The 15,289-nt window shown below is 69.8% G+C and carries 12 protein-coding genes; 5 read left to right on the top strand and 7 right to left on the bottom strand.

Translation table 11 applies throughout. The features are described 5' to 3' along the window. Positions 1-237 precede the first annotated feature (237 nt). The 5 genes from AB5I40_RS21960 to AB5I40_RS21980 all read right to left on the bottom strand — a co-directional run bounded on the left by AB5I40_RS21960 (position 238) and on the right by AB5I40_RS21980 (position 7,242). Positions 238-1,524 (bottom strand): amidohydrolase, encoded by a 1,287-nt coding sequence (locus AB5I40_RS21960; RefSeq protein ID WP_370940384.1) that lies wholly within the window; start codon positions 1,522-1,524, stop codon positions 238-240. A gap of 190 nt (positions 1,525-1,714) precedes the next feature. Further along, on the bottom strand, positions 1,715-2,029 hold the full coding sequence (locus tag AB5I40_RS21965; RefSeq protein ID WP_370940385.1) for a hypothetical protein: 315 nt from the start codon (positions 2,027-2,029) through the stop codon (positions 1,715-1,717). Between the two features lie 189 nt (positions 2,030-2,218). Further along, positions 2,219-3,208, bottom strand: a complete 990-nt coding sequence (gene meaB / locus AB5I40_RS21970) for a methylmalonyl Co-A mutase-associated GTPase MeaB (RefSeq protein WP_370940386.1) — start codon at positions 3,206-3,208, stop codon at positions 2,219-2,221. A 3-nt stretch (positions 3,209-3,211) separates the two neighbouring features. Beyond that, entirely contained in the window at positions 3,212-5,380 is a 2,169-nt protein-coding gene (scpA, locus tag AB5I40_RS21975) for a methylmalonyl-CoA mutase (protein WP_344287501.1), read from the bottom strand. Continuing rightward, positions 5,377-7,242: a methylmalonyl-CoA mutase family protein gene (locus AB5I40_RS21980; RefSeq protein ID WP_370940387.1), complete on the bottom strand. Its 1,866-nt coding sequence runs from the start codon at positions 7,240-7,242 to the stop codon at positions 5,377-5,379. Before AB5I40_RS21980 ends, scpA begins: the two co-directional genes overlap by 4 nt. A gap of 241 nt (positions 7,243-7,483) precedes the next feature. On the opposite strand from AB5I40_RS21980, the gene AB5I40_RS21985 reads away from it, so the two are divergent. After that, the gene (locus AB5I40_RS21985; RefSeq protein WP_370940572.1) at positions 7,484-9,217 is read left to right on the top strand and encodes a serine/threonine-protein kinase; all 1,734 of its coding nucleotides are present in this window, start codon (positions 7,484-7,486) and stop codon (positions 9,215-9,217) included. Positions 9,218-9,425: 208 nt separating this feature from the next. On the opposite strand, the gene AB5I40_RS21990 is transcribed toward AB5I40_RS21985, so the two are convergent. Beyond that, the gene (locus AB5I40_RS21990) at positions 9,426-10,046 is read right to left on the bottom strand and encodes a MerR family transcriptional regulator (protein WP_370940573.1); all 621 of its coding nucleotides are present in this window, start codon (positions 10,044-10,046) and stop codon (positions 9,426-9,428) included. Positions 10,047-10,162: 116 nt separating this feature from the next. Here AB5I40_RS21990 and AB5I40_RS21995 point away from each other — a divergent pair, with 116 nt between their 5' ends. Genes AB5I40_RS21995 through AB5I40_RS22005 form a run of 3 tightly spaced genes read left to right on the top strand, consistent with a single transcriptional unit; the run spans position 10,163 to position 12,347 of the window. Further along, a complete protein-coding gene (locus tag AB5I40_RS21995) occupies positions 10,163-11,140 on the top strand; it encodes a hypothetical protein (RefSeq protein WP_370940388.1) in 978 nt (325 codons plus the stop codon). Beyond that, a complete protein-coding gene (locus AB5I40_RS22000) occupies positions 11,137-11,565 on the top strand; it encodes an ABA4-like family protein (RefSeq protein WP_370940389.1) in 429 nt (142 codons plus the stop codon). Before AB5I40_RS21995 ends, AB5I40_RS22000 begins: the two co-directional genes overlap by 4 nt. Then, positions 11,562-12,347, top strand: coding sequence for a purine-nucleoside phosphorylase (locus AB5I40_RS22005; protein WP_370940390.1), 786 nt, complete (start codon positions 11,562-11,564; stop codon positions 12,345-12,347). Before AB5I40_RS22000 ends, AB5I40_RS22005 begins: the two co-directional genes overlap by 4 nt. Positions 12,348-12,449: 102 nt before the next feature. On the opposite strand, the gene AB5I40_RS22010 is transcribed toward AB5I40_RS22005, so the two are convergent. Continuing rightward, positions 12,450-13,601 (bottom strand): glycosyltransferase, encoded by a 1,152-nt coding sequence (locus AB5I40_RS22010; protein WP_370940391.1) that lies wholly within the window; start codon positions 13,599-13,601, stop codon positions 12,450-12,452. Between the two features lie 57 nt (positions 13,602-13,658). Here AB5I40_RS22010 and AB5I40_RS22015 point away from each other — a divergent pair, with 57 nt between their 5' ends. Continuing rightward, positions 13,659-15,287 (top strand): phospho-sugar mutase, encoded by a 1,629-nt coding sequence (locus AB5I40_RS22015; RefSeq protein ID WP_370940392.1) that lies wholly within the window; start codon positions 13,659-13,661, stop codon positions 15,285-15,287. Positions 15,288-15,289: the final 2 nt, after the last annotated feature.

Below are 15,289 nucleotides of genomic sequence, written 5' to 3' on the forward strand. Positions count from 1 at the left end.
CCAGCCCCGAATTCCGCCAGAACCGTTGCCGCGCAACACGAAATCCATCACCGGCAGCCAACCGCCAACAGGCTCGCCCCGGCAGCACAAAAGTCCGAAATGACTCTCGGTGAACGGGCCAAGACCAAAGCGTCGGCGGTCTAGACCACAGCGCGTAATCCCCCGCTGACACCCCCGCGCGAGGGGTACCTCTCACCCACCCAAGTTATCCACACCAGCCCGCAGCCTGTGGATAACTCAGGCCAGCGAGGCCAGTGCGGTGTGCACCAAAGTGCGGACTCCGACGAGCAGCGCGCGCTCGTCGAGGACGAACGTCGGGCGGTGGATGTCGGCCTGCGGAGCGGGCGGGCCGGACCACACGCCGAGCCGGGCGAAGGCACCGCCGACGTGCTCGAGGTACCAGCCGAAGTCCTCGCCGCCGGACGACTGTTCCGTCCCGGCGAGCCCCGCTTCGCCGACCGCCGCCTCGACGCCGGCGCGCATCAGCGCGGTCGACTCGGCGTCGGAGACCACGGGCGGCACGCCGCGCCGGTAGTCGAGCGAGAAGCCGACTCCGGTCGGGGCCAGCAGCGATTCCACCGACGACGCGACGAGCGGCTCCAGCGCCTTCCACACCTCGTGGTCGGCGGTCCGCAGCGTGCCGCGCAGGACGCCGTCCTGCGGCACCGCGTTCGCGGCCTGTCCGGCGTGCACCGCGCCCCACACCAGCACCGTGCCGGACCGCGGGTCGACGCGGCGGGACAGCACCGACGGCAGCGACGTGATGACCGTGCCCAGCGCGTACACGAGGTCCGCGGTGAGGTGCGGCCGCGACGTGTGGCCGCCGGGCGAGGTGAGGCGCAGTTCGATGAGGTCGGCGGCGGACGTCAGCGCGCCGACCCGGGTGCCGACCTTGCCCGCTTCGAGCCGCGGGTCGCAGTGCAGGCCGTAGATGCGCTCGACGCCTTCCAGGGCTCCCGCGGCGATCATGTCCAGCGCGCCGCCGGGCATGACCTCCTCCGCGGGCTGGAAGATCAGCCGCACGCGGCCGGGCAGCTCGGGCGCGCCGGCGAGCGCGCGGCCGGCGCCGAGCAGGATCGCGGTGTGCGCGTCGTGGCCGCACATGTGCGCCGCGCCCTCGGTGGTGGAGGAGTACGGCAGGCCGGTGTCCTCGGTCAGCGGCAGCGCGTCGATGTCCGCGCGCAGCGCGACGCAGCGCTCGCCCTTGCCGATGTCGCACACCACGCCGGTGCCGCCGGGCAGCACCCACGGCTTCAGCCCGACCCGGCGCAGCAGCGACACGATCAGCTCGGTCGTCGCGTACTCGTCGCGCGACAGCTCGGGGTGGGCGTGGATGTGCCGCCGCCACGCGAGCACGTCGGTCGCGTTCGCGCGCAGCCAGTCGTCCAGCCAGAACGGGCCGCGGCCCGCGCCAAGGTCTTCCACCGGAGCCATGCTGACGCCGGCTTCGGTGAGCAGCGCGCCGGGCGCCGCGATCGGGTTGTGGTCACCTGGAACGTCCGGCCGTGAGTCCAGCACCGTCACGCCGCACCTCCTCCCGCAACACGAGCGCAGGGGAACACGCAACGTGCCGATCGATCTGTCTTACGCATTGGAGTCGATCGTGCACCATGCAGGTGGCAAGCGGCGGTGCGGTGCGCTCCGACCAAGACGGCCGGTAGAAGATCTGCGGCGAACGGCTGACGAAGTTCGGCGTGGGTGAACGCCGGAAAGCTCAGCCGCCTTGGGCCTTGCGGCGCTTGATGCGGTGGCGGCGGCCGAAGAACACGATGGCGAGCAGCACCACCGCCGCCCCGCCCGCGATGAGGTTCTTCTTCGTCTTGTCGGCGTTGGCCTTGTCGGTCTGCGTGGGGTCCAGCACCGGGCCCGGGGGTGCCTGATGGACCGCGTTCACCTGCGTGATCGCCGTCTCAACCGCCACGGTGGCCGCGGCAGGAGCCGAGGTCGCCGCGGACGCCGCCACCGGCAGCACTCCGGTGAGCAGCACGCCGAGCAAACCGGCCAGCAGCAGTCCCCGCACCTTCGCCATGACTTCCCTTCTACGCCGTCACCGTGCATTGTGCCCGCCGAAGCTCGGGCGCGTCAGCCGCCACGCGGTGGAGCCGGGTCCGCTCGCCCCGTGCTGACGACCGTCGGGCGCAACAAGCCCCTGAGACGGTCAAAAGACACTTGTGCGCAGAGCGGTCTTTCTTCTTGGACAACGTTCAAGAAGAGGGGTTCACGACGGTTCGGCGAACGCCGCCAAGATCCGCTGCGCGGCCAGCGTGGCGGTGAGTTCTCCGTCGCGCACGGCTCGTTCCACGTCGGCTACCTGCGCGCGGACCGCCGGATGCGCGGTGAGCCGGTCGAGCAGCTGCTCGCGGACCATCGACCAGGTCCAGTCCACCTGCTGACGTTTGCGCCGTTCACCAAGATCACCCGATTCGGTGAGCACCTCACGGTGTTTCCCGATCGCCGCCCACACCTCGTCGAGGCCGCTGCCTTCGAGTCCGCTGCACGTGAGCACCGGCGGTGTCCAGAGCGCGTCCTTGCCGTAGATCATCCGCAGCGCGCCCTGCAGCTCGCGCGCGGCACGCTTGGCGTCGCGTTCGTGCGGGCCGTCGGCCTTGTTCACCGCGATGACGTCGGCGAGTTCCAGCACGCCCTTTTTGATGCCCTGCAGCTGGTCGCCGGTGCGCGCCAGGGTCAGGAAGAGGAAGCAGTCGACCATGTTCGCCACGGTCACCTCGGACTGCCCGACCCCGACCGTCTCCACCAGCACGACGTCGAAGCCGGCCGCTTCCATCAGCACGATCGTCTCGCGGGTCGCGCGGGCGACGCCGCCGAGCGTGCCGGACGTCGGCGACGGCCGGATGAACGCCTTCGGGTCGACCGCCAGCCGCGCCATCCGGGTCTTGTCGCCGAGGATCGAACCGCCGGTGCGGGTCGAGGACGGGTCGACGGCCAGCACCGCGACCCGGTGCCCGGCCGTGGTGAGGTCGGTGCCGAGCTGGTCGATAAATGTCGACTTGCCGACTCCGGGCACGCCGGTGATGCCGACGCGTTTCGCGCCGCCTGCGTGCGGGAGCAGCTCGACGAGCAGTTCCTGCGCTTGCCGCCGGTGGTCCTCCCGATGCGATTCGACCAGCGTGATGGCCTTGGACAGGGTCCCCCGGTCGCCCGCGAGCACGCCCTTGGCGTATTCGCCGACGTCGATCCGCCGCGGCAAGGTTCAGGACTCCTGCGCGGCCAGCTGCTGGAGCAGGTCGATCGCGGCGTCCGCGAGCACCGTGCCCGGGCCGAAGATCGCCGCCGCTCCCGCTTCGCGCAGCTCGGGGTAGTCCTGCGGCGGGATCACGCCGCCGACCACGACCATGATGTCCTCGCGGCCCAGCTCGGCCAGCTCGTGGCGCAGCGCGGGCACCAGCGAGAGGTGCCCGGCGGCAAGCGACGACACGCCGATTACATGCACGTCCGCTTCCGACGCCTGGCGCGCGACCTCGGCCGGGGTGGAGAACAGCGGGCCGACGTCGACGTCGAAGCCGAGGTCGGCGAAGCCGGTCGCGATCACCTTCTGGCCGCGGTCGTGGCCGTCCTGGCCCATTTTCGCGACGAGGATGCGCGGGCGGCGGCCTTCGTCTTCAGCGAATTTGTCGACCAGCTCGCGGGCCTTCTCGACGTTGTCCGACTTCCCCACCTCTTCCCGGTAGACGCCGGAGATCGTGCGGATCTGGCCGGAGTGGCGGCCCCAGTTCTTCTCCAGCGCGTCGGAGATCTCGCCGACGGTGGCCTTCGCGCGCGCGGCGTTGATGGCGAGCTCGAGCAGGTTGCCGTTGTTCTGCGCGCCTTCGGTGAGCCGGCGCAGCGCGTCCTCGGTGGCCTGCGGGTCGCGTTCTTCGCGCAGCCGACGCAGCTTCTCGAGCTGCTGTGCACGTACGCCCGCGTTGTCGACCTTCAGAACGTCGATCTGCTCGTCGTCGGTGACCTGGTACTTGTTCACACCGATGACCGGCTGTCGTCCCGAGTCGATGCGCGCCTGCGTACGCGCGGCCGCCTCTTCGATGCGCAGCTTCGGGATGCCTTCGTCGATCGCGCGCGCCATGCCGCCCGCGCCCTCGACTTCGGTGATGTGGCCCCATGCCTTGCGCGCGAGGTCGTACGTGAGCTTCTCGACGAACGCGCTGCCGCCCCACGGGTCGATGACGCGCGTGGTGCCGGATTCCTGCTGCAGCAACAGCTGTGTGTTGCGCGCGATCCGCGCGGAGAAGTCGGTGGGCAGCGCGAGCGCTTCGTCGAGAGCGTTGGTGTGCAACGACTGTGTGTGCCCCTGGGTAGCAGCCATCGCTTCGACGCACGTACGCGTGACGTTGTTGAAGACGTCCTGCGCGGTGAGAGACCAGCCTGACGTCTGAGAGTGCGTACGCAGCGACAGCGACTTCTGCGACTTCGGGTCGAACTGCTTAACCAGCTTCGCCCACAGCAGCCGTGCGGCGCGCAACTTCGCGACCTCCATGAAGAAGTTCATGCCGATAGCCCAGAAGAACGACAGCCGCGGCGCGAACTTGTCGACGTCCAGGCCCGCCTCGACGCCCGCGCGGATGTACTCGACGCCGTCCGCGAGCGTGTACGCCAGCTCCAGGTCGGCGGTCGCTCCGGCCTCCTGCATGTGATAGCCGGAGATGGAGATCGAGTTGTACTTAGGCATGTGCTGCGAGGTGTAGCCGAAGATGTCGGAGATGATCCGCATCGACGGCTGCGGCGGGTAGATGTAGGTGTTGCGGACCATGAACTCCTTGAGGATGTCGTTCTGGATCGTCCCCGCGAGCTGCTCCGGCTTCACCCCCTGCTCCTCGGCCGCCACCACGTAGAGCGCGAGCACCGGCAGGACCGCGCCGTTCATCGTCATCGAGACGGACATCTTGTCGAGCGGGATGCCGTCGAACAGCTGGCGCATGTCGTAGATCGAGTCGATCGCCACGCCCGCCATGCCGACGTCGCCGGACACGCGCGGGTGGTCGGAGTCGTAGCCGCGGTGGGTCGCGAGGTCGAACGCGACCGACAGGCCCTTCTGCCCGGCCGCGAGGTTGCGGCGGTAGAAGGCGTTGGACTCCTGGGCGGTGGAGAACCCGGCGTACTGGCGGATCGTCCAGGGCTGGTTGACGTACATCGTCGGGTACGGCCCGCGCAGGTAGGGCGCGATGCCAGGGTACGTGCCGAGGAAGTCCACATCGGACAGATCAGCGGCGGTGTAGACCGGCTTCACGCCGATGCCCTCGGGGGTTTCCCAGGCCAGCGCGTCCGGGCCTTTGCCGGTGGCTTCCTGTACCGCCTGTGCCCACGCGGCTCGGTCGCCGGGCTCGGGAGTGCCGAGCGGGACGTCGGCGAAATTCGGGATGCTCATGCGGAGACTCCCAGCTGTGCGTGGAGGCTGGTCAGGACTTCGAGCGCGTCGCACCCGGCATACAAATTGCCGCTGATTCCGTCGTAGGTTCCCTTGCCCGCCAACAGAACGCTGTCCGCGCCGAGCGACGCCGCGACGGACGCGGCCTGTTCCTCGTACGCCGCATCGGTGCCGCAGACGCACGCGACCTTCGCGCCGCTCTCGCGGAACGCGCCGGGCAGATCTTCGGTCGCGCCGGGGTTCACCGCCTCGATACCGCCCGCCTGCAACAGGTTCGTCGCAAAGGACGCGCGTCCGGTGTGTGCGGCGACCGGACCCAGCGTAGCCAGGAAAACCTTCGGCCGCTCGCCGTGCTCGGCGAGGTAGGCGTCGGAGGCGTCGCGCAGCTTCTCGTACTCCTCGGCGTACCGGTGCCGCGGCAGCCCGCCGTCCACAGTGGACGGAACCGGCTCGCGGGTGACCGGCTTTTCGCCCAGGTTCGGGAACTCGCTGACGCCGGTGAGCGGATCACGCCGGGTGGCGAGGCGGCTCGCGCGTTTCTCCCAGGTCTCGGCCAGCCGTCCGGCGAGTGCACCGGACGCCAGCTCGGCCTCGATGCCGCCCGCCGCCTCGATCGCGGTGAACTCGCGCCACGCGGCTTCGGCGAGTTCGTCGGTGAGCTTCTCGACGTACCAGGAGCCGCCCGCCGGGTCGATCACGCTGCCCAGCTTCGACTCCTCGATGAGGATCGCGTTGGTGTTGCGGGCGATCCGCGAAGAAAACGCGTCCGGCAGGCCGATCGCCGCGTCGAACGGCAGCACGGTGACCGCGTCCGCGCCGCCGACGCCAGCCGCGAAGCAGGCGACGGTGGTGCGCAGCATGTTCACCCACGGATCACGCTGGGTGAACATCGACGGCGACGTGACCGCGTGCTGATGCATCCCGCGCGCGTCCGCAGCCGCGCCGGAAACTTCGAGAACCCGGTCCCACAGCCGGCGCGCGGCGCGGAACTTGGCGATCGTGAGGAACTGATCGGCAGTCGCGGCGAGCCGGAACTCGAGTTGCGCGGCCGCCGCGGCGACGTCCAGACCGGCCTCGGTGAGCGCCCGCAGATAAGCGACGCCAGACGCGATCGTCGCGCCGAGTTCCTGCGAATCGGAGCCGCCTGCCTCGTGAAACGGCAGTCCGTCGGCGACGATCGTGCGGACCTTGGGGTACTTAGGGGCAACCTTCGCGGCCAATTCGGCAGCTGGGCCGAGGGGCAGCGCCTGCCCGGTGCGCGCCGTGGTGCCGAGCGGGTCCGCACCGAGCGTGCCGACGGCTTCGCTGGCCGGGACCTCGCGCTCGGCGAAGAGGTCGAGAAGCGCCTGAGCTGCGGTTTCGTACTCCGCCCCGGCGTCGAGGACCACCGGCGCGAGGCCGACGTACACCTCGTTCAGCGCGTCCGCGAGCGCCGAGATCGGCAGCGAACCGTCGCCGAGCCGCAGCCATACCGAAGACGCGCCGCCTTCGAGGTCAGCGAGGATCGCCGCGTTCGCCGCACGGACGTCTTCCCGCTGGTGACGGACCCGGATGTCCCACCCGGTGTCGACCACGCCCTCCGGCCGGGCACCGCGCACGAACGGCGGCAACCCGGGGAAGCCGAGGTCGCCGCCCGCGTCGTCAGACGTGTATAGCGGCTGGATTTCGATGCCGTCGTAGGTGCGGGAGACGAGTTTGCTCTCCGGCGCACCCGCGAAATCCTCGGGGAGCCTGCCGCTCTTGCGCAGCACTCCCGCCACCAGCTCCTGCCACTGGGCACGGTCCGCGGTCGGGAACTCCGCCGCGAGCGCGAGCCCGGGCTCGGAAGTCGGCGCCGACTCCGGACCAGCCACGTTCGTCATACCCAGTGATGGTAGAGGCAGGCCACCACCCGCACCTGTGACTCTGCTCGCCCCCCGTACGGGTGAACTCAGGGGTAGCGGTGCTGAGTCGAAGAGTGTCGGCGGCTTGGGCCACAATCATGGGGTGCCCTCGGAGAACAGCGACCTGGACCAGCCCGGCAACACCGACAGCACCGGCTCCGCGAACGCCGAGCCGTCGACCGGCGGCGACCAGCCGCGGGTAGTAGCCGGGCGCTACCGGCTGCGATCGGTTCTGGGGTCGGGGTCGATGGGCACGGTCTGGTCGGCTTACGACGAGTTCCTGCACCGCCCGGTCGCGGTCAAGGAGATGAAGGTGCCGCCGGGCATTCCCGCCGAACAGGCGGACGAACTCCGCGAGCGCACGCTGCGCGAGGCCCGCGCGATCGCGGTGCTGTCGCATCCGAACGTCATCACCCTGCACGACGTCGCGCGCGAGAACGACGCCCCGTTCGTCGTGATGGAGCTGCTGCCGTCGCGCAGCCTCGCCCACCTGCTGCGCGACCACGGCCCCCTGACGGTGGAGCAGGCCGCAGCCGTCGGCATCGCGGTCGCGGCGGCCCTCGAAGCCGCCCACGACGCAGGCATCACGCACCGTGACGTGAAGCCGGGCAACGTCCTGGTCGCCAGCGACGGCCGAATCAAGCTCACCGACTTCGGCATCGCCCGCAACGTCTCCGAAGCCACCATGACCCGAACCGGAATCATGCTGGGTTCGCCCGCCTACATCTCGCCGGAAGTCGCTTCCGGCGGCGCGGTCACCCCCAACGCCGACCTGTGGGGCCTTGGCGCGACGCTTTTCGCCGCCGTCGAAGGCGCACCCCCATACGACGCGGACGGCGACCCTTTGGAAACCGTCGGCAAGGTCGTCAACGGCAAAGTCCCGCGCCCGAAGCCAGGCCCGCTGGCCGACGTCATCGCGGCGTTGATGAAAAAGGAGCCGGAAAAGCGAATCTCGCTGCGCGAGGTGCGCCACCGTCTCTACCCCATGCAGAACAAGGCCGCCCTGGACCTGTTCGGCCCAGAACTGTTCCGCACCCCAGACGGCAAAAAGACGGCCGCCCACCTGGACGCGACCGACACCCAGGTCATCAAAACGGTCGCCCCGAAACCCGACACCCCCGATCAACCCGCCGCACTGGCCGCGGACCCAGGCCCGCTGCCCTTCATGCGCTCGGGAAACACCGGTTCCGCCCCCGCCTTCACCCCCGCTCCGCCACTACCGGCCGCACCCCCGCTGCCCGCCCCGCTGCCGCCCCCACCCCCACGCCGCAGCGGCAAAGCAACGGCGATGCTGGCAGTCGCTTCCATGGTCCTGTTCGCCCTGGCCTGCGGCGGCGGTTTCGCACTGGCTCGCGTGGTGAGCGGCCAAAACCTGCTGCCCCCACAAAGCCCGGAAACCGGAGTGCTGGCCACCCTGGGCACCGTCGCGGGCTCCTCGGAGCCGCTGAAACTGGTCCCCCAACACGGCAACGCCAGCGCAACCGCGAACGTCTCGCGCGACAGCGAATACACCGTCTCTGTGCCCGAAGGATGGAAACGCTTCATCGCCTCGCGAAAATCCGCCTATGGTGCCTCGACAGTCGTCCAATACCTTTCCCCGGACGGCCGCCAATCCCTGCGCCTGGAACGAATCCCGAACTTCTACGAGAAGTACTCGCTCAACGACGCGATGGCGGCGCTGCGCTCTTCAGGTTCGCAGGATTCATTCAACTTCACCCGAGAACCAGTGCAAACAAACAACGGCGTAGAAGTCATGTTCCGCGCAGTAGAACGAGCACAAAGCCGCTCCGCCAACCCGGACGCCGTGATCACCCGCGCGACCTACGCCCTGATCAAACAAGCCGACAACACCCTGTGGCTGCTATCGCTGACCGTTCCGGCAGAACAAGAAGACACCGGCTCCGCCACCTTTAACCAAATCGCACCAACCCTGTCTTTCCCGGCAACCTCATAACCGCCACCGCTGCACCCAAAAATCGAGGCACCCAGCCCCTCCCCTGCACCCCGATATGAAGCGTCCCTGCGGTCTGGGGGTGCTTGTCAAGGCATCTTTCCCGCCTTGACAAGCACCCCCAGACCGTCAGCACAATCAAGCTTCGGGGTGCCCCACGCAACCACCGTGCGCAATGTCGCCGCCAGGCGACGAGCAGCCCCGAACAGGCTCACCCCTCCGTATACCGCCGCGCAGTCTCAGCAGCCTGAGCCAACCTCCGCAACCCCTCAAACAACCGATCCCCCAACACAGTCCCCACCACCGCGGCCTCAACAATCCGATCCATAGACACCCCAGCCTCAAGCGTGTCCAAGTCAGCCTCAGCAATCCGATCAGCGAGCTCCGCATACCGCCCGATCTGATCAAGCAACGCCTGATGCCCCAGCGAACGAATCGTGCACAGCGTCCCCACCAGCAGATCCGCCACCGGATTGTCCGGCCCGAACTTCCACCCGTGCTCCTTGGCCAGCGAGGTAAGCAACCCCATCGCCCACTCCCGATCATCAGTGGGCACTTCAGCCTTGAACCCGGTCAACGCCCGCTGCGCCACCCCCAGCACGTTGTACGCGGCCCGATCTGAATCAACCGCCGCGACAACCTCCCGCACGGTCGCCACCGACAATCCGCCGACCTCGACCAGCGCCCGGATCAGCTTCAGCCGCCGCACGTGCTCCTCGCCGTAGCGTGCCTGGTTCGGACTGGTCCGCTCACCGGCCGGGAGCAGCCCCTCCCGCAGGTAGTACTTGATCGTCGCCACCGGGATCCCGGACTCGGCGCTCAGCTCTGCCATCCGCACCCGCTCGACCCTACTTCCGGACTTCCGGGAAAAACCCTGAGGACATCTCAGGATGGATAGTTTAACTTCCCATAGTGGAGAGCAGCACTATCCATACTGGGAGGAACCTCATGACCACCACTGTCGACCCGCCCGCGACGCTGAACACCGCACGGATGCGCACCTGGCACCGGCCCTCGCTGTGGTTCGCCGGGGCGATGGCCGTCGCGACCGTGCTGTCCATCGCGGCGATGCTGATCGACCACCGGACCCTGCTCGGCGCGCCGGTCTGGGCGAAGCCGTTCAAGTTCGCCGTGTCCGGCGGGCTCTACTTCTTCACCTGGAGCTGGCTCGTTTCGCTGCTGCGCGGCAAGTTGCACAAGGTCGCGAGCGCCGCCACGACAGTCGCCGTCGTGCTGTTCGCCGCCGAGTACGTGGCGATGGCGTTCCAGGCGGCCCGCGCCCGGCCGAGCCACTTCGCGAACACGTCCCCGTTCGACTCCGCGCTGTTCCAGGCGATGGGCGTGATGGTGGCGGGACTCTGGCTGGCCACGCTCGTGGGCACCGTCGCGCTCATGTTCACCAAGATCGAGGATCGCGCGGTGTACTGGGCGGTGCGCACCGGCGCGGTCGTCGCGCTGATCGGTGCCGGCCTCGGCGCGACCATGACCCAGCCGACTCCGATCGAGCGGGCCGCGATCAAGGCCACCGGCCATTCCGACCTCATCGGCGCGCACAGCGTCGGCGTCGCGGACGGCGGCCCCGGTCTTCCGCTGCTCGGCTGGAGCACCACCGGCGGCGACCTGCGCATCGCGCACTTCATCGGTCTGCACGGCCTGCAAGCGTTGCCGCTCTTGGCTTTCGGCCTCGCGGTGCTCGCGACGCGACTGCCCCGGCTGCGCGAGAGCGCGGTGCGCGTGCGGCTGGTGTGGACGGGTTCGATCGGCTACGCGGGTCTCGTCGGCTTGATCCTCTGGCAGGCCGAACGCGGCGAGCCGCTCATCTACCCGAGCGGCACGACGCTGGCCGCGGCCGGCCTGCTGGTCGGCGTCATCGCGGCGGCTGTCGCGGCGTCGGTGCTGGTGCCGGTCCGCAAGGCGGTCCGGTGAGCGACCTGACCGTCTTCGCCTGGACCTTTCCGGTCGCGGTGCCGTTCTGGGCGCTGATGATTTTCCTGCCCGGCTGGCGCGGCACCCGCCGGATCCTGGCCTCGCCGTGGGTGCCGCTGCTGCCGCTGGTCTGGTACTTCGTGCTGGCCATCCCGCACTTCGGGGAGCTGTGGCACGCCATGCAACGGCCGGATCTCGGTGTCCTGCAAGGGTTCCTGAGCACGTCGTACGGGGCCGCGCTGGTCTGGGCACACCTCATCGCGTTCGACCTGTTCATCGCGCGCTGGATGTTTTTCGAGGCGCGCACGCACCGGGTCCCGTGGTGGGTGCTCAGCCCGCTGCTCCTGCTGACGATCTTCCTGTCACCGTTCGGCCTGGTCGCGTTCCTCGCCGTGCGCAGCGCCCGGATACGCTCGGCGGCATGAGCAACCTGGAGGAGGCGGCCGCGGCCGTCATCGCCGAGCGCACCGGCGTCGAGAAGCACGACATCGCCGTGGTGCTGGGTTCGGGCTGGCGTCCGGCCGCGGACGTGATCGGAACCGCCGACGCGGAGATCCCGTTCGGCGAACTGCCGGGCTTCACCCCGCCCGGAGCCGTCGGCCACGGCGGCACGGTGCGGTCATTGCGGGTCGGCGAGAAGCGCGCGCTGGTCCTGCTCGGCCGCACGCATTTCTACGAGGGCAAGGGCATCGAGCCGGTCGTGCAGAACGTGCGCACGGCCGCGGCTGCGGGCGCGAAGACGGTGCTGCTCACCAACGCGGCCGGCGGGCTGCGCGCGGGCATGAGCGTCGGGCAGCCGGTGCTGATCTCCGACCACCTCAACCTGACCGCGCGCTCCCCGATCGTCGGCGCGAACTTCGTCGACCTCACCGATCTCTATGCCAAGCGGCTGCGCGACCTGGCGCGGGAGATCGACGATTCGCTGGAGGAGGGCGTGTACGCGGGCCTGCCCGGGCCGCACTTCGAAACGCCCGCCGAGATCCGGATGCTGCGCACCATGGGCGCGGACCTGGTCGGCATGTCGACCGTGCTGGAGGCGATCGCCGCACGCGCGGCCGGGCTCGAGGTGTTCGGGCTGTCGCTGGTCACGAACCTGGCCGCGGGCATGACCGGCGAGCCGCTCAACCACGAGGAAGTCCTCGAGGCCGGGCGGCAGTCGGCGACGCGGATGGGCTCGCTGCTGAAGGAACTTGTCGCCCGCGCGTGAGTTCCGGCGAGCGCCCCAATGTGGCATTGGATGCGTCCTACGCACCCAATGTGGCGTTCGGTGCATCCCACGCACCCAATGCCACATTGGGGCGCAAGCAGCTCAGACGTACTGCGGCAGCTGCGCGACCACTTCTTCCGGCGAAGGCATCCCAGCGACCTCCGCAGCCAGCCCGCGCACGACGTCCGCCACCGTGCTGTCGGACAGCAACCGGCCAGCCGCTTCCCGAACCGCGTCCGCCGTCAGTTCGTCACCGAGGAGCTTCGCGCCCGCACCGGCCTCGACCACCGCGGCGGCGTTGGTGAACTGATCCGCGCCTTGCGGCAACACCAGCTGCGGCACCCCGGCGGCGAACGCGCCCAGCGTGGTCCCGCTTCCGCCGTGATGCGCCACCAGATCGACGTGCGGCAGCAGTTCCGACTGCGGAACCCACGCCTCCAGCCGCACATTCGACGGCACCTCGCCGAGCGCCTCGACGTCGACGGACGGACCGGTCGCCACCAGCACGTCTACGTCGAGCGAGGCCAGGCCCTGCAACGCCGACGTCAGCAGATGCGCCTGGCTCGCTCCGGTGGTGCCGAGCGTCAGGTACACCAGCGGACGGCTGCGGTCGCGGCCTTCGATGCCGGACGGCAGCTCGCCCGGTTCGCTCCAGCCGACCGGGCGCAGCGGCACGCGCCGGGCCCCGGCGACGAACTCCGGCGCCTGCACCGACGGCGGGCAGATGTCCACGAACGGATGGCCCCAGAACAGCCTGCTGTCCCCGGTGAGGCCGAGTTCGGCGGCCAGCTCGCCGATCCGCTTGGCGATGTGCTCCACCAGACCGCCGGGCGAAACCCGGCCGAATCCGTGTGCGATCGCGGGAATCCCGGCCCGGTGCGCGGCGAACGCGCCGCCCGGATTGCCCATTTCGTACACGACCAGGTCCGGTTTCCGCTCGGCGAGCACCGGGGCGAGGTCGGTCATGAACTCGGTGGGCAGCAGCCGGCCGAACCCCTTGCCGATCGCCTCGTTCAGCTCGGCTTCCGGGACCTCGTGGCGGCTGCGGGTGTCTCCGGAGAACAGGCGGCCGAACGCCTCCTGCAGGGTCAGCCCGGCGGCGGCGGTTTCGAGGCCTGCCTTTTCGAGCGTCGGATGGAAGTCGGGGGCGGTCGCAAAAACCACGTCGTGGCCCGCGTCGCGCGCGGCGACGGCTAGCGGCAGCAACGGATAGAGGTGGCCGTAAGACGCGAGGGAAGTGAAAAGAATGCGCACCACGCGAGCGTATCGCCAGCCACCACCCGGTTTCCGGATCCGCGTAAGCTGGCCCGGGTGTCCGACAGCCTCGATTCCCGCCTCCGCGATTCCGTCTACCGCTGGATCACCGACGACCCGGATCCGGCGTCGCGCGAGGAGCTGACCGCCGTCCTCGCCCGCGCGATGGGCAAGGAGCCCGGCGCGGCCGAGGAGATCGCCGACCGGATGGCCGGGCCGCTGGAGTTCGGCACCGCGGGTCTGCGCGGGCCGGTGCGCGCGGGTCCGAACGGGATGAACGTCGCGGTCGTCACGCGGACCACCGCGGGGGTCGCCGCGTGGCTCGCCGCGCGGGGGCACACGGGCGGCGTGGTCGTGGTCGGCCGGGACGCGCGGCACGGTTCGGAGGCGTTCGCCGCCGCGGCGGCCGAAGTGCTGACTGCCGCCGGATTCGCGGTGAAGGTGCTGCCGCAGCCGTTGCCGACGCCGGTGCTGGCGTTCTCGGTGCTGCACTACGGCGCGGTCGCCGGAATCCAGATCACCGCGTCGCACAACCCGCCCGCGGACAACGGGTACAAGCTTTACGACGCCACCGGCGGGCAGATCGTGCCGCCGTCCGACGGCGAAATCGAGCGCGCGATCCAGTCGGCCCCGGCGACCCGGAGCATTCCGCGCAAGCCCGGTGCCGAGGTCGTCGACCCGCGAGAGGCATACCTTTCCGCGGTCGGGGCGCTGCCGCGCGGCACGACGCGCGAGCTGCGGATCGCCGCGACGGCGCTGCACGGCGTCGGCGCGGAGACCCTGCGAGCTGCGTTGTCGCGGGCCGGATTCACTGACGTGCACTTGGTTTCCGCGCAGTCCGAACCGGACGCCGACTTCCCCACCGTCTCATTCCCCAACCCCGAGGAACCCGGCGCGACCGACCTCCTGCTGGCACTGGCGTCCGAAGTGGACGCCGATCTCGCGGTGGCGCTCGACCCGGACGCCGACCGGTGCGCGCTCGGCGTCCGCGGCCCCGACGGCTGGCGGATGCTGCGCGGCGACGAGACCGGCGTCCTGCTCGGAGCGCACGTTCTGTCCACAACGGACAATCCAGATCCGTTGGTGGCCACCACGATCGTGTCCTCGTCGCTGCTCGGCGAAGTGGCGAAGGAAAAAGGCGCGCGCTACGCCGAGACGCTCACCGGGTTCAAATGGCTGGTCCGCGCGGGCGAGGGTTTGGAGTTCGCGTACGAGGAAGCCCTCGGGCTGTGCGTGAACCCGAGCTTTGTTCGCGACAAGGACGGCATCTCCGCCGCGGTCGCGGGCGCGGACCTTGCCGCCACGCTCAAGGCTGACGGCCGCACCCTGCTCGACGTCCTCGACGACATCGCGACCCGGCACGGCGTGCACCTCACCGATCAAGTCTCGTTGCGGGTCACCGATCTTTCCGTGCGCGGCCGCCTCATGGCCGAGCTGCGCGCGAACCCGCCCGCCACGCTCGGCGGGGTGCCGGTGGCGCTCGAAGACCTCCTGCCGGACGCCGACGTGCTCCGGCTGAGCGGCGATGGCGTGCGTGTCGTAGTGCGGCCGTCCGGCACGGAACCGAAACTGAAGGCGTACCTGCAAGTGGTGGCTCCGGTGACCGGCGAGCTCGCCGACGCGCGGCGCAGTGCGACGGAAGTGCTCGACGCGGTCCGCGAGGAGATCACCGCACTGCTGCGCTGACG

This window comes from Amycolatopsis sp. cg13, assembly GCF_041346965.1.
GTDB lineage: Bacteria > Actinomycetota > Actinomycetes > Mycobacteriales > Pseudonocardiaceae > Amycolatopsis.